Source organism: Neoalteromonas arenosi, from assembly GCF_030362855.1.
GTDB classification, from domain to species: domain Bacteria; phylum Pseudomonadota; class Gammaproteobacteria; order Enterobacterales; family Alteromonadaceae; genus Alteromonas_E; species Alteromonas_E arenosi.
On sequence record NZ_JAUCBP010000011.1, the window covers coordinates 61,484 to 82,882 of the forward strand.

Below are 21,399 nucleotides of genomic sequence, written 5' to 3' on the forward strand. Positions count from 1 at the left end.
GGCTAGCCACCGAAATCATCAAGCATGATGTTTTCGTCTTCAACACCTAAGTCTTTTAGCATGTTGATGACAGCTGCATTCATCATAGGTGGCCCACACATGTAGAACTCACAATCTTCAGGTGCTGGGTGATCTTTCAGGTAATTCTCCAACAATACTTGGTGAATAAAACCTGTGTAACCTTCCCAGTTGTCTTCAGGTTGTGGATCAGACAACGCCACGTGCCAATTAAAGTTATCGTTCTCGTCCTGCAACATATCGAAATCTTCTACATAGAACATTTCGCGTAGTGAACGCGCTCCGTACCAGAACGAAATCTTGCGATCAGTTTTGATGCGGCGCAATTGGTCAAAGATGTGTGAACGCATAGGTGCCATTCCTGCACCACCGCCAACGAATACCATTTCTGCATCAGTTTCTTTCGCAAAGAATTCACCGAATGGGCCAGAAATAGTCACCTTATCACCTGCTTTCAAGCTCCAAATGAATGAGCTCATTTTACCTGCTGGCAGGCTGAGGTTATTAGGTGGCGGCGTAGCAATACGAACGTTAAGCATGATGATGCCTTCCTCTTCAGGATAGTTCGCCATTGAGTATGCACGAATAGTCTCTTCGTCAACTTTAGACTCGATGTCAAAGAAACCGAAGCGTTCCCAGTCACCACGATACTCTTCAGGAATATCGAAGTCTTTGTATTTTACGTGGTGAGGTGGCGCTTCAATCTGGATATAACCACCGGCGCGGAAAGGAACACTTTCCCCGTCGGGAATTGCCAATTTGAGCTCTTTGATGAAGGTCGCTTCGTTATTGTTTGAAATAACTTCACAATCCCACTTTTTGATGCCGAATACTTCTTCCGGGAGTTCGATTTTCATGTCTTGCTTAATCGCAACCTGACATGACAAACGACAACCTTCACGTGCTTCACCTTTAGTGATGTGGTCAAGCTCAGTAGGAAGGATTTCACCACCACCGTCTTTAACATCAACGCGACACTGACCACAAGAGCCACCGCCACCACACGCAGATGATACGAAGATACCGGCGTCTGCTAGTGCGCCGAGAAGCTTACCACCTGGCTCGGCTGTAATGATCTTATCAGGATCATTGTTCACCATAATTTTTACGTCGCCGCTTGGTACAAGCTTTGATTTGGCGAACATGATAATAAACACCAAGGCGAGAACGATGACAATGAACATGCCAACGCCAAGGTAAATTTCAACTTGATTCATACCTGTGACCTGCCCCTATTAAAGTTGAATACCGGTAAATGATTGGAAACCTAATGCCATTAGACCTGCAATCATAAATACTGAACCTAAACCTCTCACGCCATCAGGCATGTCTGCGTACTTGAGTTTTTCGCGCACAGCTGCAAGCAAAGTTATTGCAATTGCCCAACCGATGCCGCTACCCAAACCGTAAACTACACTCTCAGACAAGGTGTATTCACGCTGTACCGCAAACGCCACACCACCGAAGATGGCACAGTTCACCGTAATCAACGGCAAGAAAATACCTAACGCGTTGTACAGCGCTGGGAAGAACTTATCCAAGCTCATTTCCAAAATCTGTACTAATGCAGCAATTACGCCGATAAAGGTCAAAAAGTTCAAGAAGCTCAAATCAGCCTCAGGGAAACCAGCCCAAGCCAGCGCTCCAGGTGCTAAGATGTTGACGTAGATGATTTGGTTAACGGGTACTGAGATACCCAATACCACGATAACAGCTACACCTAGACCCATTGACGTTTTTACTTTCTTTGATACCGCCAAGAAAGTACACATCCCCAAGAAGAGGGCCAACGCCATGTTCTCAATAAAAATTGAGCGAATTAAAAGCGATAAATAATGTTCCATGATTAGTCCTTGGCCTCTACTTGCTCAGGTCTGATAGTTCGGATAAACCAGATCATACCGCCGATTAGGAAGAACGAGCTAAATGGTAAAATTAGTAAACCATTACCTTGATACCAACCACCGTTCTGTACCAGTGGTAAGATTTCGAAACCTAGGATAGTACCGAAACCGAAAAGCTCTTTGATTGTACCAATAACGATAAGGATAAATGAATAACCTAAACCGTTGCCGATACCATCCAAGAAACTCATGGTAGGCGGACTTTTCATCGCATAGGCTTCAGCACGTCCCATTACGATACAGTTGGTGATGATCAATCCAACGAATACCGAAAGCTGCTTGGAAATTTCGTAGCTGTATGCCTTTAACACTTGGTCTACCACGATTACCAAAGAAGCGATAATGGTCATCTGGATTATGATCCGCACGCTCGAAGGAATGTGGTTACGTATAATTGAGATAAACAAGTTTGAAAACGCACACACCGAGGTGAGTGCTAACGACATAACAAGTGCCGTTTCAAGCTTGGTTGTAATTGCCAATGCTGAACAAATGCCCAACACGTGCAATGCGATAGGGTTACTATCTAGTATCGGCCCGAACAGGGCTTTTTTCATTTCTTTAGTATCTGCCATTGTCCTTGCCCCTTATGAACGCCACGATTGCTGTTTCAAGTAAGGTCCGAAGCCGTTTTCACCTGCCCAGTACTGTAGCGTATTTTGTACACCATTACTGGTTAGGGTAGCACCAGATAATGCATCAACCGCATAGGGGTTGTCACGACCGGCCTGCTTCTTCACTTGGATAGCAACTTCGCCATCATCAAATAATTTCTTACCTTCCCAAAGTGCCTGCCATGCAGGATTTTGGATTTCTCCACCCAATCCTGGTGTTTCTTTGTGTTGATAGTAAATAAGCTCAGCAATCGTGTTGCCGTCAGCATCAACCGCAAGGAATCCGTACATAAGATCCCACAAGCCACTGCCGTGAACTGGCAACACAACGCGGGATACATCACCCGCTTCGTTTTTGACGACATAAACGCTCGCGACATCTGGGCGACGCGTGAAGCCAACGTTACTGCCTTCTACACGAGAGCTCATCTCAGGATCTTTAGCTGCTTTGTACATGTCATAGCCTTCAGGCATTTCAACATAAGCACCGGTCTCTAAGTCGACAAAGCGCTCTTGTACAAATTGCTCATAGACTTCAGCAACAGCAGCATTATTCATGCCCGTTTCGTATAAACCGGCAGCTGTTAGGATATTGGTTTTCTTGTCTAGTGCAGCGTTGGTCTGTTGCATGGTGCGCAAGCCAACCGCTGCGCCAGAAACAACAATTGAACACACTAAACAAACCGCTACAACGATACCGACGGTTTTTCCAAAAGTTTCTTTTTTAGCCGACACGTGCAAGCCTCCGTTTAATGTTGCTTTGAGCGACAAAGTAATCAAATAGCGGCGCCCATAGGTTAGCGAATAAAATCGCTAGCATGATGCCCTCAGGGAATGCAGGGTTAATGACGCGAATCAATACTGTCATAAAGCCAATAAAGATACCGTATGCCCATTTGCCTTGATTAGTGAATGACGCTGATACCGGGTCAGTTGCCATGAAGAACATACCGAAGGCTAAGCCGCCAATGACATAGTGCCAGTAGAACGGCATCGCAAACATCGGGTTAGTGTCACTTTGCACGAAGTTTAAAAGTGAACCGAAGAAAGCAACACCCAATGCTACACCAGCAACGATGCGCCAGCTGGCAATACGCATGTATATAATAAACAATCCGCCAATCAGAATGGCTAGGGTTGATACCTCACCCACAGAACCTGGGACATTACCCAAGAATGCATCCCACCATAGGTCCATATTGGTGAAGTTATTGCTGGTCTCAGCCAACTGACCTGATGCCGCTTGGCTCAACCAAGTTGCACCTGAGTAACCGTCAGCAGCAACCCAAACTTGGTCACCAGAGATTTGCGCTGGATATGCGAAGTACAAGAATGCGCGGCCAGACAGTGCCGGGTTCAAGAAGTTGCGGCCCGTGCCACCGAAGATTTCTTTGGCAATTACAACACCAAAAGTAATACCAAGAGCAACTTGCCATAGCGGAATGGTTGCTGGCAACGTCAGTGCGAAAAGTACCGAGGTCACGAAGAAACCTTCGTTAACTTCGTGCTTGCGAATAGACGCGAACAAGACTTCCCAGAAACCACCGACGATAAAGGTAACCGCATAAATAGGTAAGAAGAAACACGCACCGTAGAACATCATACTGCCCCAACCGGTACCTTCTACACCAAGCTGACCACCTAATGCCGTGAATAAACCCGCCTGCCACATATCAGGCAGCACACCTGCACCTGCAAGTAACGCTTCGTGTGCTTGCGCACCCACGTTATACATGCCGTAGAACATCGCTGGGAAAGTAGCCATCCAGACCATGATCATAATGCGCTTCAAGTCGATACTGTCACGTACGTGCGTACCAACTTTATTCACTTTACCTGGCGTGTAAAAAATAGTCGCCGCAGCTTCATAGAGAGCGTAGAACTTCTCATGCTTACCGCCTGGTTCAAAATGCGGCTCGATATCTTCTAAAAATGTTTTTAAACCCATGACTTAGCCCTCTTTCTCGATGGTCGTTAAACAATCGCGCAAAATTGGCCCGTAGTTATATTTGCCTGGGCAAACATAAGTACAAAGCGCCAAATCTTCTTCATCAAGCTCTAAACAGCCCAACGTCTGTGCGCTATCGGTGTCACCGGAAATAATGTCGCGTAATAGCAAGGTTGGAATAATATCAAGCGGCATAATGCGCTCGTAGTTTCCAATCGGCACCATGGAACGATCTGAACCATTGGTTGTTGTTGTCATATTGTATTTCTTGCTGCCACTTAAATGACCGAGATATGCTCGTGTCACTGAGTGTTTGTCACTACCTGGTGCTAGCCAACCGAAGAGCTTCTTCTCGTGACCTTCCATAAGCAGTGAAATCTGAACGTGATAACGACCTAAGTAGCCGTGCACGCCCATAGCGGTAGTGCCCATCAATACAGAACCGGATACTGCACGCACGTCACCGTCTTTGCGTTCGTTGGCGGTGAGCTCGTCTACAGATGCACCCATTACCGTGCGCACTAAACGCGGGTTGGTTGCCGCGGGTCCCGCAATCGAAACGACTCGGCGTGTATCGATTTCACCGGTGGTGAACAACGCACCGATAGCCAAAACGTCTTGATAACCAACATGCCAAACCTGTTTGTTCAAGCCTACTGGATCAAGATAGTGAATGTGGGTACCAACAAGGCCTGCTGGATGAGGGCCGTCAAACTCGTGTACTTCAGCTTGCGGTGCTGAAACAGAAACATCTGCACCTGCAGCTTTACACACATAAACTTTACCTTCAGTCAAACGGCTCAATACCGTCAAACCGTTAGCGAAGTCTTCTTTGCGTTCGTTGATGATGAGTGTTGGGTCAGCCGCTAATGGATTGGTATCCATTACTGACACAAAAATTGAATTTGGCGTTGCATCCAAAGCAGGTGTGCGACTGAACGGACGCGTGCGGATTGCTACCCACATGCCGGCCTCGTTTAATTGCTCTACCACTTTGGCGCGTTCCAATCCAGCTAAGTCACCAGCAGCAACGGGTTCAAACGTTACTTGTTCGTCACCACTGACTTCAATAACTACGGATTGCAGAACACGTTTGGCACCGCGATTCACTTCCACGACTTTACCAGCAGCAGGTGCAGTAAACTTAACGCCAGGGTTCTTTTTGTCTTCAAACAAAACCTGACCTTTAGTGACTGTATCCTCTACTTGGACATGCATGGTAGGACGCATACCGACGTATTCTTCACCTAAAACAGCGACTTTTGTAATGGCTGGGCCATCACTGATTTGTTGCTGCGGCGCTCCCTCAATAGGAAGATCCAAACCTTTCTTGATTTTTATCATACGCTATAGCACTACTCTAATTACAAAACCTGATTTTATTAACCCACTCGGCTGACTGTTCGTCACAGTAAGTTAAATCACTTAATAAAATGAGGCTTGATTAACGTATAACGGTGGTTTATTCATTACCGTTATGGTTATACAACTCAGCCTTTGCATCCAAACACTGATGGGCACTCTAATCCTCACTGGAGACCCCCATCCTGGGCAGTGCCGATTGTTTTGTGTCTTATGATTATTGTGTCGTCACACGTTTCGCTATTCAGTGTAGTCTCGTTTTACACAAAACCACTGAATTTAATTACGAGATTTTAACACTAACCGACCCGCTAGTGCTAATCAAAATCACATAAACTTAGGAATTTTAAACCAATAATTGGCAACTGAAGATGCCATTTTCGCTATTCAGGGGGGTTATTCTGCTGGTTATATCCGCACGAATGGTGAATACAGGGCAAAAAAAAGCCCCATGGCGGGGCTTAATATTCGAATTATTCGATCATTTCCATTCGCGAATAGGGTCAACATCGGCGTCGTAATCTACGCCATCCATCGCAAAACCAAACAACTGCAAGAAGTCTTGGTGGTAACCTTTGTAGTCAGCAAGCTCGTGAAAATTTTCCTGAGTGACTTGATCCCACAGCGCTTTTATTTTTGCTTGTGTGGCATCATTGGTCTCCTTGCCATCCATTCGGTAACGACGCGTCTCGTCAGTTTCAGCGTTATCGGCATACAATCGCTCAGCAAACAAACCGGCGATCTGCTCGATACAACCTTCGTGTGTGCCCTCTTCTTTCATCACTTTGTAAATGAGTGATATATACAAAGGCATCACAGGAATTGCCGAACTCGCCTGTGTAACTAGTGCTTTAAGCGAGGAAACGTGCGCATCAACGTTTAACTGGGCATGTTTGGTGCGAATTGCAGCTGCGGCACGATCTAAGTCTTCTTTAGCTTTACCAATTGTCGCCTGACCATAAATAGGCCACGTTAGCTCTTTACCGATGTACGTGTACGCTGTTGTTTCACACCCTTCGGCGAGGCAACCAGCATCAGCAAGTGCATCCAACCATAACTCCCAGTCTTCGCCGCCCATGACTTTTACCGTGTCGTGGATCTCTTGTTCATTAGCAGGCTCTAACTCAACGGTATGAATTAAGTCTTTGTCAGTGTCGTAAGTTTTAGTCGTATAAGCCTGTCCCACCGGCTTAAGCGTTGATTTAAATACGGTACCCGATACAGGATCTGCACGGCGTGGTGATGCCAAGCTATAAACCACCAAATCAACTTTGCCTAGGTCGGCTTTAATTGCCTCGATAGCTTGCGCTTTTAACTCGTTTGAAAAGGCGTCGCCATTGAGTGTTTTTGCATACATCCCATCAGCGTGAGCGCGCTCATGAAAGGCCGCTGTATTGTACCAACCCGCAGTTCCAGTCTTGCGTTCAGTAGGCGCCTTTTCGAAACAAATACCCAAAGTCTTTGCACCATAGCCGTATGCGGCGGTAATCCGAGAAGCTAGGCCATAACCAGTGGAGCAACCAATCACCAGTACATTTTTCGGTTGGTTGGCGTTAGCAGCAAAGCGTTCGCCCTGCGATTGAGTAAAGGCAATTTGATTATCGACTGATGCCGCGCATCCTTCTGGGTGCGCGTTAGTGCAAATGAATCCGCGTACTTTAGGCTGTATTACCATGTGTAATCCTATTTTTTAATTTGGCGCGTATTGTAATCGCCAACGCGACTTAAACAACTCGGAGCAGCACGAACCGCTACTGTCGATTCTCGTAGTAAGCTTGCTCCGAAAGCGCATGATACTCCTTCACTCCCTCATAGAACTCTTTGTATGAAGCATAAATACGCGCAAAGTCAGCATTTTCTGCAGACTTTTCGGCCAAGACTTCATCCGTTGCACGTTTCAGCGCAGCTAAGACGTCAGCAGGTAGTGGACGTACATCGACATTGTGCTCGTTGATCAATTGTTGCATTGCATTGTTATTGCGCGCGGTGTATTCGTCCAACATATCTTGGTTAACTGCGCGAGTTGCAATGCGGACAATGGCTTGCAGGTCTTCTGGTAGGGCTTCAAAGGCTTCTTGATTAACAATAAACTCAAGTACGGTGCCAGGTTCATGCCAGCCTGAGTGGTAGTAGTAGTTGGCAGCATTGTGCAAACCAAACGCTAAATCGTTGTAAGGACCAACCCATTCTGTTGCGTCAATCGCCCCCGTTTGCAGTGAAGTGAAAATTTCGCCACCGGTCAAAGTCACTGGAACACCGCCAACGCGTTCAAAGACCTCACCCCCCAAACCTGGAATGCGCATATTGAGGCCCGAGAAGTCCTCCAGAGAATTAATTTCTTGTTTGAACCAACCCGCCATCTGAACACCAGAATTTCCACCCGCAAAAGGTATTACACCGAAAGGTGCATATATTTCCTGCCACAGTTCTAGACCGCCGCCATAGTGTAACCATGCATTCATTTCTGTTGCGTTCATGCCAAACGGAATCGCAGAAAAGATTGGTGCTGCGGGGATTTTCCCCTTCCAATAATAAGCGCCAGCATGCCCCATTTCTGCGGTTCCCGCTGATACCGCATCAAAAACTTCGAATCCAGGCACTATCTCACCCGCACCATACACTCTCACGGTGAGACGTCCGCCCGACATTTCTTTAACTATGCGCGAAAACGTTTCTGGCCCTCGCCCAAGTCCGGGAAAGTTTTTTGGCCATGCGGTGACCATCTTCCAACGATACTCTTGTAGAACGGGTCCTGATGTATCAGCAGCAGATTGGTTTTCTGGGGCTGGGCCACAAGCATTTAGCCAAACAAGGCTGAGGGCAGCCAACACAATATGTGGAATTCGGAGTTTCATGGTTTACCTTGTGTTTAATAAATTTTATCGGGTAGATACGTCGCCAATTCAGGCCAAACGAATAAAATTACCAACAGTATCAGTTGAATAATTATAAAGGGTACTACACCGCGATAGATTTGTGCGGTTTGAATAGTCTTAGCTGCAACACCACGTAAATAGAATAGCGCGAAACCAAAGGGTGGCGTTAAAAAAGAGGTCTGCAAATTTACCGCTAGCATTATGCCAAGCCATATAGGATCAAGCCCCATCATCAGCAAAACTGGGGCAACAATAGGTACAACTACAAATGTAATCTCGATAAAGTCGAGGATGAATCCGAGTAGAAAAACCACAAGCATGACGATTAGCATAGCGCCGACAGCACCGCCGGGTAAGCTTTCGAAAAACGAATGTATTAGCTCTTCACCACCAAACCCGCGAAATACCAACGAAAAGATTGATGCGCCGATTAAAATTAAAAATACCATTGAGGTAATTTTGGTTGTTTCAGCTAACACCAGTTTAAATTGCGCCCATGTAAGAGTACGCTTAACTATCGCCAACATTAATGCACCAAATGCACCAACCCCCGATGCTTCAGTAGGTGTTGCCGAGCCACTAATAATGGCGCCCAAGACAATAACAATCAGCAGTAAAGGCGGAATTAATGCCGACAACACTGTACCAATAGCGACTTGCTGCTTCTGTTCCTCTACCCGCTGTTCGCCTTGTTGAGTGAATACCGCGTTTGCTACGACGTAAATCAGATACATGGCAACTAACAACACTCCAGGGATCAATGCACCAACAAACAAATCACCAACCGAAACCGATTCAGGCGAAAATATGCCCATATCGAGTTGCGCCTGCTGATATGCGTTAGACAGAACATCGCCGAGCAGCACTAAGGCAATAGAGGGCGGAATAATTTGTCCAAGAGTGCCGGTTGCACATATGAGGCCGCTGCTCAATTCCGGTGAATAACCCTTTTTCATCATGCTCGGTAGCGACAACAAGCCCATAGTGACAACTGTTGCCCCAACAATCCCGGTACTGGCAGCCAATAGCATGCCTACTAAAACCACTGACACAGCCATACCCGCGGGAATCCGTCCACTGAGTAAGTGCGCCATGGAAAGTAATAACTGTTCAGCTATTTTGGACTTTTCCAACAACACGCCCATAAACACAAACAGTGGAACTGCGATAAGGGTCGTATTCGTTAAAATGCCATACATACGACTGGGCATTGCAGATAGGTAGCTGGCGTCAAAGCTACCCGCTAGAATACCAATACCGGCGAACACCAAGGAAGTTCCAGCAAGGCTCAAAGCGACTGGATAACCGAGCAGAAGCACGCCACACACACAAACAAATAGCAGCAAAGCAATGTATTCCATTACATCGAACCTACTTTTCTGATAAGGACAATATTCCGCAAAATGTCAGCCAGCCCTTGTAAGAGCATTAAAACGCTGAATGCCGGGATCAGGCTCTTCAAGACGAAAACCAGTGGTAGCCCACCCGCCTCTTTTGACGCTTCAAGTAGCCGCCAGGAATTACTCACGTAATCCCAACTGATCACCAGTATAAAAATACACACCGGGAATAACAGTAATAGCGTACCGAAAATGTTGATGAATGCTTGCACACGCAGCGAGAACTTACGGTAGAAGATATCCACTCGCACATGACCGTCTTCGCGCAGAGTATAAGCAGCACCAAGCATAAACACTAACGCGTGCAAATACATTACCGACTCTTGTAGTGCTATCCAGCCGGTATCAAAGCCATATCTGAGCACCACAATAGCAAAGGTGATCAGAGTCATCAGTAGCAAGCCAATACTAGCAAGCTTGGCAATGACTCGATTAAACGTGTCGATCGCATCACTTATGTTTGCTGACATAAAAGGTTTTGTTCTAATTATTTGCAATCATTAACGCATAGCTTATGCGTTTCCTACTGCGCAACGCAACCGAAAAAAACCCCGCACAACTAAAGTTATACGGGGTTTTTTGGATCCGCACAGTTTTACAGGATGTCGAGCAACTCAACATCGAAAACCAAGGTCGCGTATGGACCAATTGCACCGCCAGCACCTTGCTCACCGTAAGCTAGGTTATGTGGTACATACAAACGCCATTTGGCGCCCACCTTCATTAGCTGTAACGCTTCGGTCCAGCCTTTGATCACACCACCGACTGGGAATTCTGCTGGCTGGCCGCGATCGTAACTGCTGTCAAATACAGAACCGTCAATCAGTGTTCCGTGGTAGTGCGTACGCACTGTTGAGCTCGCGTCTGGTGTCGCACCTTCGCCTTCGGTAAGCACTTCGTATTGCAAACCAGATGCAGTCACAGTCACTTCATCGCGTTTTGCGTTATCAGCCAAGAATGCTACACCTTCTTCGATTACCGCTTTGTGCTGCTCAGCTTTAGCTTCCTGCATACGTTGATGAATGGTTTCAAAAGCAGCGCGCAATGCGTCGTCTGCCACTTGTGGTGCAACTTGGTTGAAGGCGTCACGCACGCCGTCAACTACGGCATCAACTTGCATGCCCTCAAAAGGGTTCTGTGCTAGTTGTTGACCCATGTTATAGCCAATGCCGTAACTAGCTTGTAATTCGATAGTTGAATACTTTTCGCTCACGATTTTTCCCGTTGGTTCAAAAGTGCGCGATGATAACACAACCAGACCTATTCGCACATTCTCTAAGATATAGCCAAAGCTATTAGACAGTGCTTAAGTGAATAGAGTATCGTTTATATTCGATTAACTTTGGAGAAGGACATGACTGAGTTTGACGCACAACTACGTGATACAGTCCGCCAATTAGGCGCGACTTTAGGTGCTACCATCAAGCACCAGCTGGGTGAAGAGTGGTTGGAACGCATCGAACACATTCGCAAATCCGGCCGTGCAGCCAACAAAGGCAACACGGAAAGTAGTGCAGCATTACAACAGCTGTTTAGTGAACTAAGTGACAAAGACTTATTGGTCGTTGGTCGCGCGTTCGCGCAATTTTTGAATCTGGGGAATATCGCTGAACAAGAATATAATAGTGCGACCCATATCGACGTCTCACTTGATACGTTATTTGAACATATCGAACGAGCCAAACTTAATCAGCAAAGCGTGCAAAAGGCAGTTAGTGACCTCAATATTGATTTGGTCTTAACAGCACACCCTACCGAAGTTACTCGCCGTACGCTGATCCACAAGCACAGCGAACTCGCTAAGTGCTTAACCGAGTTACACCAAGCATCATTAAACGACCATCAGCGCAGCAGCTTGCAAGCGCGCATTGCCGACTTAATCGCCCAAGCTTGGCACACCGAAGAAATTAGAACGATTCGTCCAACACCTGTTGATGAAGCGCGTTGGGGCTTTTCAGTGATTGAAAACTCACTATGGGATGCGGTGCCAGAGTTCTTGAGAGATTTTGCCACACGTCTTGATGCTCACTATGAATTACCCCTGCCGTTAGATGCCAAGCCGGTACAATTTAGCAGTTGGATGGGCGGTGACCGCGATGGCAACCCATTTGTTACCTCAAAAGTGACCGAACAGGTGTTGCTGTTAGCACGTAAACGCGCGGCAAAATTGTTCGCCATCGATATTGATAAACTCCAAGTTGAGTTATCGATGAGCGAGTGTAACCCCGCTCTGCGCGACGTTGTTGGCGATGCGCTAGAACCCTATCGTGCGCTGTTGCGACCGCTGGTCAATCAATTGCGCTTCACCCGCGACGATATTGACCGTTACCTAAACACGGGAACGGCAACCGACCAGAGCGCCTGGATCGCAACACAGGAAGAGCTCATAGAGCCACTGATGCTGTGTTACAACAGCTTGGTTGAGACGGGTTTGCAGATCGTTGCCGATGGTTTATTAACCGATACTATCCGCCGGGCACATTGTTTCGGCGTACACTTGTTGAAGCTTGACGTCAGACAGGATTCACAGCGCCATGCTGACGTATTTAGTGAACTTACCCGCCATTTGGGTTTGGGTGATTACAACCAGTGGAGTGAAGCTGACAAGCAAGCATTCTTACTCCGCGAATTAAGCTCTAAGCGACCGCTGTTCCCGCGTAAATGGTCACCCAGTGATGATGTACAAGAAGTACTCGACACCGCGACTACTATTGCTAGTCACTCGCGTCATGGTTTTGGGATTTACATTATTTCAATGGCAAGTGAGCCATCGGACGTATTAGCTGTGCAGCTGTTGCTACAAGAAATGGGCGTTGATTGGCCAATGCCGGTAGCGCCGCTGTTCGAGACCCTCGACGACTTGAATCAATCGCCGCACGTCATGCGCAATTTACTTTCGATTGACTGGTACCGGGGCTATATCCAAGGCCGTCAATACGTCATGATTGGCTACTCAGATTCAGCCAAAGACGCGGGCGCATTAGCCGCAGGTTGGGCTCAATATCAAGCGCAAGAAGCATTGGTTGAGTTGGCGGATGAGTATCAGACACAGTTGACCCTATTCCACGGTCGTGGCGGCACCATAGGGCGCGGAGGTTTACCGGCACATGCAGCAATTCACTCGCAACCTCCGGGCTCGCTGAGCGGAGGATTCCGTGTCACTGAGCAAGGTGAGACCATTCGCTATAAGTTTGGTATGCCCAAATTAGCCAAACGCAGTTTGGGTATCTACGCCAGTGCAATTATTGAGGCGATCTTATTTCCACCACCGCAACCCAAGCAAGAGTGGCGTGAAACAATTCAAACCATGGCAGACAATGCCCGAGACAATTACCGTAGCATTGTGCGCGAACACCCGGACTTTGTGCCCTACTTCCGTGTGGCGACGCCTGAGCAAGAGTTGGGCAAGTTACCCTTGGGTTCTCGTCCAGCCAAGCGAAAACCAACTGGCGGCATCGAGAGCTTGCGTGCTATACCTTGGATCTTTGCATGGGCACAAACGCGCTTAGTGTTGCCTTCTTGGTTAGGTGTAATGCGTGCTATCGAAGCCCACTATAACGCCGGTGGACAAGCGACCGTTGACGACATGATCGAAAACTGGCCGTTCTTTGAATCGCGCTTGTCGATGCTTGACATGGTATTCCACAAAGCCGATCCGAAAATTAGCGAATCTTACGACAAACGCTTAGTGCCCGAAGAGCTGAAACACTTTGGCGAAACCTTGCGCAGTGAGTTGTCTGACAGTATTGCTATGTTACTTAAGCTCACTAAGCAAAACAGCGTTATGGAAGGCGACCAACAAGGCAAAGAGTCAATGAACATTCGCGCCGGATACTTGCAGCCTTTGCACTATTTGCAAATTGAGTTGTTAGAACGCATTAGAGCGCAAAATGCGTTGGCTGAAGAGGCTCAAGATAGTGACAAAGTTGCTGTGCTAGAACGCGCGATGATGGTCGCTATTGCGGGAATTGCGATTGGTATGCGCAATACCGGTTAAGCCGCAATGCAGGTAATAAAAAGCCGGTCGAATGACCGGCTTTTTTGTTTTCATTCAAGCTTACGCTTTAGTAACGAAATCAACACCCAATTGAATGTCACCGCGCAAACCGTCTAGCATGTCTGCCTTAGCTTGCTGTTCGAACGCGCTTAGCTCACCGTACGGCAGGATTTCTTCTACACCATTTGCACCCAAGCGGACAGGATGTGCAAAGAAGGCTGCATCGTCAGAATCCACTTGAACGTAAGTGTACTCAACTACGTTGTCACCTTTCATCGCCGCCACTAGAGACAGACAGAAACGCGCTGCCGCTTGACCCATAGAAAGCGTTGCAGAGCCACCGCCAGCTTTTGCTTCAACAACTTCAGTACCTGCATTTTGAATACGCTTGGTCAATGCCGCTACTTCGTCATCGCTGAATGTTGCACCTTCAACTTGTGAAAGTAATGGCAAAATAGTAGTACCAGAGTGACCACCGATAACTGGAACATGCACACCAGCTACATCCAAGCCTTTTAAGTCAGCAACGAAAGTTTCGGCGCGGATTACGTCAAGCGTAGTTACGCCAAATAATTTGTTCTTGTCATAAACGCCTTTTGCCTTAAGCGCTTCTGCGGCAATCGCAACAGTAGTGTTAACTGGGTTGGTGATAATACCGATGCACGCTGATGGACAAGTATCAGCAATTGCATCTACTAGGTTACGTACGATACCCGCATTGATATTGAACAGATCAGAACGGTCCATACCAGGCTTACGTGGCACACCCGCTGGGATCAGGACGATATCGCAACCCGTTAATGCGTCTGCTAAGTCGTCTTTACCATGACCAGTAACTTTTACATCTGTAGGAATGTGGCTTAGATCAACCGCAACACCTGGAACGACTGGTGCAACGTCGTACAAAGACAACTCTGAGCCAGCTGGAAGTTGAGTTTTCAATAATAGCGATAGTGCCTGGCCGATTCCGCCAGCGGCTCCTAGGACTGCTACTTTCATGTTTTTCTCCTACGTGATTCGATCGATATTGAGATCTAGTACGCCTACACGCTGATTCTCAGCGATAGGCTATTAATTGAAACGCCCGACACACTAATGCAATAAAGGTCAAAACTCAATCACCCGATGGTCTAATACTCACTATTTTATCTATGAACATGGAATAACCGCGAACAAAATTGCCTAACCGATAGTGATCCGGCAAAATAGAGCAAATTTCTCAATACAAAACTGCATGGCTACGGTAAAGCAAGAGCTACTGATCAAAGCATTTAAAGATCTCTTAAAAGCAGAGAGTTACGGATCGCAAGGTGAAATTGTTGATGCCCTTAAGAAATCTGGCTTCGACAGCATCAGTCAATCTAAGATTTCGCGTATGCTCAGTAAGTTTGGTGCGGTTCGCACGCGGAATGCACGCGGCGATATGGTCTATTGCTTGCCGCCTGAACTGGGAATGCCAACCGCAAAAAGTCCGCTTAAGCAATTAGTCCTCGATATAGTGCACAATAACGTTATGGTGATTATCCGCACAAGCCCTGGCGCTGCGCAGTTAATTGCCCGTTTATTAGATTCTCTGTCCAAAAAGGACGGGGTACTTGGCACTATTGCCGGTGATGATACTATCTTCATTGCGCCCGCTGATGTCAGCCAGATTGAAGATTTACGCCAGCGCGTTGAAGCATTATTCGAAAACGTTTAGTAAATTATAAGCCTTTCCACGTTATTCCCGACCATAAAAAAGCCAGTTGCTAACAACTGGCTTTTTTGTATCTGCGATAAAGCGGCCACGTATGACCGCTTATCAAACCGCTTAGAAGCGGTACTTGATACCTACACGCATTGACCAAGTAGACGCGTCAGCATTAACTGTCTGACCGCGGTCACCGTCAAAGTTAGTGAATAGGTAAGTACCATCGTCTTGTAGTCTCGCGTCAACAACTGGGTTGTTGTACTCGAAGTTAACCTGACGATATACGCCCCATTGATCGTTGATCAAGTTACCGATATTGCGGATAGCGAAGTAGATTTCACCGCTGTGGTCATCCATGAAGCCAGGAATTTCCTGAGAAACACGAAGATCCACACGTGACCACCAGTCACTGTTTTGCGCATTACGGTCAACGATTGTACCACGCGAACCCTCTAGGCCAGCAGTACGGATGAACGCATTAAACTCATCCAAATCAAAGCCATCTGCATACGCTACGATTGGATCATCTTCTAGAGGTACGTAAAGCAATGAACGGTCTTCGAACGGACGCTCGTCACCGAAGCCTGGATCCCAATCGAATGTAAAGCTATACGGCTTACCTTTAACGCGTTGTGCGAATAGGTTGAAGCGAGTGTCTAAACCGTCAAAGATTTGCGTAGTGTAACCAAGGTTAAGCGTAAAGCGGTGCTTAACTTCGTAGTTACTGGTAGCAACTTCTGGGTTGTTGTAATCAGCAGTAGACAAGTTACCGTAGTTTGAACTTGCAGTAGAGCTGTTCATTGGGCTGCCTTCTTCCGCATCCATGTATGCGTATGCAGCGCCCCAACGGAAGCCGTTGTCATAAGACTTACGCGCCCACGCCGACAATACTAATGAATCGCCATCGTCATCAGCGTTAGTTAGGAAGTAGTCTGTAGTTGAACGCTCAGAGCAACTTGCGCTCGTCGGATCAGCAACACAGTCTGCATCTAACAAATCTACGTTTTGGTAGATAGGACGACCATCAGCCGCACGACCTACACGTACAGAGTTCAACGCTACAGTCTTAGCTGAGTCTTGTTGACGAGAGAAGATAGCGTCAACACCGGTTAAGATGCCGTTGGCTAGCTCGTGTTGTACACCCAAGTTCATCTTCCAGATTGAAGGTACGTCGAAATCAGCGTCAAGCGCGTTAACGGCACCGTCACCACCAGTCAAGCCGTCGATAGACGCTTGTGGCAAGTTGAACAAGAAGCCAGGAGTGTTAGCAGCAATCAACGCATCGCCAGAGCGAACGTCAGAAGCAAGGATAGTTACACCGTTGTTAGAGTAGTTGTTAGACAACCAAACATTCGGGTTACCACCAGCGAATAGACCCAAACCACCGTAAACGAAAGTAGAATCGTCAACGACCAAGTTAAAGCCCAAACGCGGTTGTAACAATGACATGTCAGGTGCTACAGCGTTTGTGAAGCCGTAACGCGTTTGGAAGCTAGGGTTAGCTGTTGGGATATCGTCACTTGTCCACTCGTCATAACGAAGACCGAAAGTAACAGTCAAGTCGTCAGTCGCTAACCAGCGGTCTTGTAGGAACAAAGTAGTATTTTCAAACGTGAATGCGGCTGCGCCGTCGTTTGCGTCAAGTGAACCAGGGATCGCGTAACGGATGCGGCTTGCAATACCGTTGCGGAAATCTTCTAGAGAGTCAAACTCGAAACGACCTTGGCTACCCGGTACGAACAAGTTGAACACGTCAACTGAACCGTACTCGATACCACCAGTGATTTCGTGATCGCCTGCGAAGTAAGTACCCGCAAAACGGAAGGTATTTGTATCGTATTCTAGTTTGTTAGCTTGACGGAATTGGTCAGCACCTAGGAATACGTCAACACCGTCAACTACGTCACGGATAGTTACGTCACCGAAATCAGAGTCAGAAGTGAATGGCGTTTGACCATTTTTAACTTCTTGAACACCTACACGTAGTTCAGTAGAGAAGTTGTCTGTCCAGTCAGAGAACAACTGCAATGAATAAGACGTTAACTCGTTTGCACGGCGGTAGTAACGGTCATTGAACGCATAACTGCGAGAAGATGCACCCGTTGAGCTGATGGTGTTACCGTCAGTGTTCTGATAAGTCAATGAAGCACGTTGGCCGTCCATGATTTCCCAATCAAGTTTGATTAGTACTTTCTCTTCTTCTTCGTCAGCAGCAGTGATGATATCACCTGCTTGATAGCCGTAAGTGTTTAGTGCAATGCTGCGGATATCATCAAGGATACCAACAGTTAAGCCGTCGATAGGCTCAGCAAAACCAGCACCTTCTGGACCGTCTTCGAACAATTCAGTTGGCTCATGAGTTTCATAAGCAGCAAAGATAAATAGTTTGTCTTTGATGATTGGTGCGCCAACCGTGAAACCGTAGCGTTTTTCATCGAAATCTGGCACGTCAAACTTGTTACCTTCGATTGAATCGCCTTGCATAGCATCGTTGGTATAGTCAATCCATACGCTACCAGAGATTTCGTTGGTACCTGAACGAACAACAGCGTTTACGTTACAGCCAGTGAAACCACCGTAAGTTACGTCGAACGGAGCAAGCTGAACGTCAACTTGGTCAATTGCGTCGAATGGGAAAGGCAAACGCTCAGTTGGGTAACCGTTGTTGTTAAGACCAAAGTTATCGTTCTGAGAGATACCGTCAACAGTAATGCTGTTAGAACGGTTGTTTACGCCACCACACTGAATCGCGTCTGAGTTAGACGGGTCGATAGTGATACGCGGGTCATTTTGAATAACGTCTTTAATGTCACGAGCAATTGAAGGCTGGTACTGCAAATCTTCGAAGTTGAAGTTTGAAGATGGACCAAGCGCCTCAGTAACAACACCGCCAGCAGTACCAGTTACAACGATACGCTCAACGTTTGAAGAAGGCTCTAGAGAAATCGCAACGCTTGCTGGCTCACCTAGGTTTACGTAGATGTCTTCAATTGTACGTGAACCTTGTGAGTCAACGACGGTTAGTGTGTATGGACCGCCAACACGTAAACCACGCACGCTGAAGTTACCTTCTGCATTGGTTACGAATGTACGAACTGCGCCCGTACGCGTGTCAGTTAGTGTCACTGTCGCACCAGCAACCATTTGACCCGCCTGTGTTGCTACCGAACCACGAATGGTTGACGATGTATCTTGCGCCATTGCAGCAGTTGACAAACCAACTGATAGCGCAACTGCAACCGCAACGCGATTGAGTTTAGATTTGAGTAACATAGTGTGTGTTTCCTATTTTAGTATCGTAACGATTAATTTCGCTTGCCTTCATATTGAGTAATTTTGCATCCAGCAAATAGTCACAAGCGCTTAAAAAAATCCGCTAAATTCTTGGCTAAATATATGTCAAATTTATGACAAAACACGTCGTTAGGGCTGATTTAACCGGAACTTCACATTTTTTAAAGCGTCTTACGACTGTACCAAAGTGAATAATACAAGTTTCACGTTTTTTTATTTTATTCGCTGTGCTTATTACTTCTTTTCAGCAGTCTGAATCATCCCACTCAGCACAAAAATAAACAGCGCTCAATAACATTCAGAATTACTCAAAGCTTTTGTATATTTATCAGTGCTTTACGGCCTTTGAGTAATATTACCTATTGCAATAACGCCGAATTACTGGTCAAATTCGAACAATAAATAAGAATTGTTTCAGTTTTCACATTGCGCTTGTTGATTCATGTAAATCGAAATCTTTTGCTGATATTCGCTGCACTCAGTGTGCTAGCGAGCGCCTTATTGGGTTTGTGGTTCGGCGAAAAAAAAATTGAGCCGTTAGCGTTAATTGGCGAAAAAACAACCTATTGCGACGCACCTTTTTCCCAAAACCCTCGAAATTTGACGGTGTATGTCACCGATTTGTGGCTATCTAGAACCGTTTTAGATCTACTCTGCGAAGACCCTGTAGTAAGACGCCAATTCGGTAATGTCACTATGATATTGGGCAGTAATGACTTTGATACCTACCGCTACATTAGCTATGGCATCGCTGACTTAGCGCTCGTTAAAGACAATTTAGTATCTGCGTTCGGCAGTGACCAAGCCTATGGTTACCGGGCGGTGGCTCAATATCCAGATTATCAAGCGTTTTTCATAGGTAAAACTGAAAAGCCCATCATTACAAAAGAGTATTTTCTCGGTAAGCGCATCGGATTATTAGATTATCCTAGCAGCCGCTCTGGTCACGTGGTGCCCAAAAGCCAATTGCAAAAAATCGGCATTAACGAAAGTAATTCAACCATTTTGTATTACAACTCCCATCAGGAGTTACGGGATAAGTTACTGGTAGGCGAAGTCGATATTATCGCCAGTTACTGGGATGACGATGATGACCAAACACTGTCAATCACCTATCGTACAGAAATCATCTCAGATATCACCGGCTCTAAGTGGTATGTGCGCGGTCAACAGCGCAACACCGATTTAGTCTGTGCATTACAGCGTACCATAACAGATATATCGAATGGCCACCCATCCAGCTACTATCACGGCGTGCAGCCATTACTGGAGGAGTGTAATGACTAAACGCAGCATTATGCTTCGCGCATTGAGTATCTTTATGGGTCTGTGGATAATCACTCAGCTAGCATTTAGCAGCGCACAGCTGTTGGCGTTTAAGCACGGCCTTAATCACGCAATATTAGAAATCCGCACGCGGGTTGCACTCGACGCAGCCCATCTAGATTTAGGTGACCCCAATACCCAGCAATCACTGAATGAAGCCTCCGTAGAAGCCTATTTATCCACCCTTAATCAAAAGGTGGCCGAAGAATATGGTATCGCTTTGTTGGAAGTATTGTCCGTCCAATACGAGCCACTGAGCAAGGGCTCATTAAGTGGCGATCTGGATTTGCCGTTGTTTGGAGTCAGCGCAACCCCGCTGGAGATTCGTCTGCATAGCGGCCATGCAGATCTGGTGATGGCGATTAATGTCCCTTCTATTTTTAGTCACTGGCAATTTAACTACTTTGGCTTTTTGTTTGCTTTGGGTATTAGTGCATTTTATGTCAAGCGCAATGAAGCAAAAGAAGTCCGACGCCAGCAGCGTCAATCTATGCTGCCGTCAGCCTTACTGCACATTGATTTAAATACCAAGCAGTTAGTAAATGTAGGTACGCAACAACGTTTTGATATGCAGAATAAACCCTTGTGTTTCTTCGTTGCGCTAGTGCAGTACTGTATCGACAATCCCAACGCAGAGTTGTTGCACCACAAAGACGTCCCTGAATCACTGATAAAAGGCGCCAATAAAGCATTTGCGCGATTAATCGAACTGGGTCACACCAAGCGTAAACGGCCAGACTTCAATGCAAATTTAGAGAAGACATTGAGTGAAATCCGTGCGGTTTTGGATTTGGTATTTGCTCAAAACGAAAAACACAAAGCCATCTTTTACCCACCTCGAGCACAAGGCGAAGGCTCACGCTCGAAACAGCACAGCTATGCGCTGCACCACGTAGAAGCCGAAAAAGTCGAAATTATTGGCCTATAGATTTGCCAAAAACGGTGTAAACACGTATCTTTGCCGAAATTA

The 21,399-nt window shown here is 46.6% G+C and carries 17 protein-coding genes; 4 read left to right on the top strand and 13 right to left on the bottom strand.

The genetic code is table 11. The features are described from left to right. Positions 1 to 2 precede the first annotated feature (2 nt). The 11 genes from nqrF to bamJ form a co-directional block, all read right to left on the bottom strand. Positions 3 to 1,235, bottom strand: coding sequence for an NADH:ubiquinone reductase (Na(+)-transporting) subunit F (nqrF, locus tag QTP81_RS12835; RefSeq protein WP_289366027.1), 1,233 nt, complete (start codon positions 1,233 to 1,235; stop codon positions 3 to 5). Positions 1,236 to 1,253: 18 nt separating this feature from the next. After that, entirely contained in the window at positions 1,254 to 1,862 is a 609-nt protein-coding gene (gene nqrE / locus QTP81_RS12840) for an NADH:ubiquinone reductase (Na(+)-transporting) subunit E (RefSeq protein WP_289366028.1), read from the bottom strand. 2 nt (positions 1,863 to 1,864) lie between these two features. Then, complete coding sequence (locus tag QTP81_RS12845) at positions 1,865 to 2,497, bottom strand: NADH:ubiquinone reductase (Na(+)-transporting) subunit D (protein ID WP_289366030.1); 633 nt, start codon at positions 2,495 to 2,497, stop codon at positions 1,865 to 1,867. 12 nt (positions 2,498 to 2,509) lie between these two features. Continuing rightward, the gene (locus QTP81_RS12850) at positions 2,510 to 3,271 is read right to left on the bottom strand and encodes a Na(+)-translocating NADH-quinone reductase subunit C (protein WP_289366031.1); all 762 of its coding nucleotides are present in this window, start codon (positions 3,269 to 3,271) and stop codon (positions 2,510 to 2,512) included. After that, positions 3,261 to 4,484, bottom strand: a complete 1,224-nt coding sequence (locus QTP81_RS12855) for an NADH:ubiquinone reductase (Na(+)-transporting) subunit B (RefSeq protein WP_289366033.1) — start codon at positions 4,482 to 4,484, stop codon at positions 3,261 to 3,263. Before QTP81_RS12855 ends, QTP81_RS12850 begins: the two co-directional genes overlap by 11 nt. A gap of 3 nt (positions 4,485 to 4,487) precedes the next feature. Then, positions 4,488 to 5,828: a Na(+)-translocating NADH-quinone reductase subunit A gene (locus QTP81_RS12860; RefSeq protein ID WP_289366035.1), complete on the bottom strand. Its 1,341-nt coding sequence runs from the start codon at positions 5,826 to 5,828 to the stop codon at positions 4,488 to 4,490. Positions 5,829 to 6,327: 499 nt separating this feature from the next. After that, positions 6,328 to 7,521, bottom strand: coding sequence for an enoyl-ACP reductase FabV (gene fabV, locus QTP81_RS12865; RefSeq protein WP_289366037.1), 1,194 nt, complete (start codon positions 7,519 to 7,521; stop codon positions 6,328 to 6,330). 76 nt (positions 7,522 to 7,597) lie between these two features. Then, positions 7,598 to 8,701, bottom strand: a complete 1,104-nt coding sequence (locus QTP81_RS12870) for a TRAP transporter substrate-binding protein (RefSeq protein ID WP_289366039.1) — start codon at positions 8,699 to 8,701, stop codon at positions 7,598 to 7,600. 14 nt (positions 8,702 to 8,715) lie between these two features. Beyond that, the gene (locus QTP81_RS12875) at positions 8,716 to 10,083 is read right to left on the bottom strand and encodes a TRAP transporter large permease (protein WP_289366043.1); all 1,368 of its coding nucleotides are present in this window, start codon (positions 10,081 to 10,083) and stop codon (positions 8,716 to 8,718) included. Beyond that, the gene (locus tag QTP81_RS12880; protein ID WP_289366045.1) at positions 10,083 to 10,592 is read right to left on the bottom strand and encodes a TRAP transporter small permease subunit; all 510 of its coding nucleotides are present in this window, start codon (positions 10,590 to 10,592) and stop codon (positions 10,083 to 10,085) included. Before QTP81_RS12880 ends, QTP81_RS12875 begins: the two co-directional genes overlap by 1 nt. A 125-nt stretch (positions 10,593 to 10,717) precedes the next feature. Then, positions 10,718 to 11,335, bottom strand: a complete 618-nt coding sequence (gene bamJ / locus QTP81_RS12885) for a BamJ family beta-barrel-assembly machinery protein (protein ID WP_289366046.1) — start codon at positions 11,333 to 11,335, stop codon at positions 10,718 to 10,720. A 141-nt stretch (positions 11,336 to 11,476) separates the two neighbouring features. On the opposite strand from bamJ, the gene ppc reads away from it, so the two are divergent. Then, positions 11,477 to 14,119, top strand: a complete 2,643-nt coding sequence (ppc, locus tag QTP81_RS12890) for a phosphoenolpyruvate carboxylase (RefSeq protein WP_289366047.1) — start codon at positions 11,477 to 11,479, stop codon at positions 14,117 to 14,119. Positions 14,120 to 14,179: 60 nt separating this feature from the next. On the opposite strand, the gene mdh is transcribed toward ppc, so the two are convergent. Then, positions 14,180 to 15,118, bottom strand: coding sequence for a malate dehydrogenase (mdh, locus tag QTP81_RS12895; RefSeq protein WP_289366048.1), 939 nt, complete (start codon positions 15,116 to 15,118; stop codon positions 14,180 to 14,182). A gap of 235 nt (positions 15,119 to 15,353) precedes the next feature. Between mdh and argR the strand changes: the two genes are divergently transcribed. Continuing rightward, positions 15,354 to 15,818 (top strand): transcriptional regulator ArgR, encoded by a 465-nt coding sequence (gene argR / locus QTP81_RS12900; RefSeq protein ID WP_289366050.1) that lies wholly within the window; start codon positions 15,354 to 15,356, stop codon positions 15,816 to 15,818. Between the two features lie 111 nt (positions 15,819 to 15,929). Here argR and QTP81_RS12905 read toward each other — a convergent pair whose 3' ends face one another. Beyond that, positions 15,930 to 19,082 carry a TonB-dependent receptor gene (locus QTP81_RS12905; protein WP_289366051.1) on the bottom strand — a complete coding sequence of 1,051 codons (3,153 nt, stop codon included), beginning with the start codon at positions 19,080 to 19,082 and terminating at the stop codon, positions 15,930 to 15,932. A 480-nt stretch (positions 19,083 to 19,562) separates the two neighbouring features. On the opposite strand from QTP81_RS12905, the gene QTP81_RS12910 reads away from it, so the two are divergent. After that, positions 19,563 to 20,390 carry a type 2 periplasmic-binding domain-containing protein gene (locus tag QTP81_RS12910; protein ID WP_289366053.1) on the top strand — a complete coding sequence of 276 codons (828 nt, stop codon included), beginning with the start codon at positions 19,563 to 19,565 and terminating at the stop codon, positions 20,388 to 20,390. Beyond that, a complete protein-coding gene (locus QTP81_RS12915) occupies positions 20,383 to 21,357 on the top strand; it encodes a hypothetical protein (protein ID WP_289366055.1) in 975 nt (324 codons plus the stop codon). Before QTP81_RS12910 ends, QTP81_RS12915 begins: the two co-directional genes overlap by 8 nt. Positions 21,358 to 21,399: the final 42 nt, after the last annotated feature.

What these genes read in the sequence shown, in the direction of transcription:
- nqrF (WP_289366027.1), bottom strand. Translation starts at nt 1,235, where the DNA reads ATGAATCAAGTTGAAATTTACCTTGGCGTTGGCATGTTCATTGTCATC.
- nqrE (WP_289366028.1), bottom strand. Translation starts at nt 1,862, where the DNA reads ATGGAACATTATTTATCGCTTTTAATTCGCTCAATTTTTATTGAGAAC.
- QTP81_RS12845 (WP_289366030.1), bottom strand. Translation starts at nt 2,497, where the DNA reads ATGGCAGATACTAAAGAAATGAAAAAAGCCCTGTTCGGGCCGATACTA.
- QTP81_RS12855 (WP_289366033.1), bottom strand. Translation starts at nt 4,484, where the DNA reads ATGGGTTTAAAAACATTTTTAGAAGATATCGAGCCGCATTTTGAACCA.
- QTP81_RS12860 (WP_289366035.1), bottom strand. Translation starts at nt 5,828, where the DNA reads ATGATAAAAATCAAGAAAGGTTTGGATCTTCCTATTGAGGGAGCGCCG.
- fabV (WP_289366037.1), bottom strand. Translation starts at nt 7,521, where the DNA reads ATGGTAATACAGCCTAAAGTACGCGGATTCATTTGCACTAACGCGCAC.
- QTP81_RS12870 (WP_289366039.1), bottom strand. Translation starts at nt 8,701, where the DNA reads ATGAAACTCCGAATTCCACATATTGTGTTGGCTGCCCTCAGCCTTGTT.
- QTP81_RS12875 (WP_289366043.1), bottom strand. Translation starts at nt 10,083, where the DNA reads ATGGAATACATTGCTTTGCTGCTATTTGTTTGTGTGTGTGGCGTGCTT.
- QTP81_RS12880 (WP_289366045.1), bottom strand. Translation starts at nt 10,592, where the DNA reads ATGTCAGCAAACATAAGTGATGCGATCGACACGTTTAATCGAGTCATT.
- ppc (WP_289366047.1), top strand. Translation starts at nt 11,477, where the DNA reads ATGACTGAGTTTGACGCACAACTACGTGATACAGTCCGCCAATTAGGC.
- mdh (WP_289366048.1), bottom strand. Translation starts at nt 15,118, where the DNA reads ATGAAAGTAGCAGTCCTAGGAGCCGCTGGCGGAATCGGCCAGGCACTA.
- argR (WP_289366050.1), top strand. Translation starts at nt 15,354, where the DNA reads ATGGCTACGGTAAAGCAAGAGCTACTGATCAAAGCATTTAAAGATCTC.
- QTP81_RS12905 (WP_289366051.1), bottom strand. Translation starts at nt 19,082, where the DNA reads ATGTTACTCAAATCTAAACTCAATCGCGTTGCGGTTGCAGTTGCGCTA.
- QTP81_RS12915 (WP_289366055.1), top strand. Translation starts at nt 20,383, where the DNA reads ATGACTAAACGCAGCATTATGCTTCGCGCATTGAGTATCTTTATGGGT.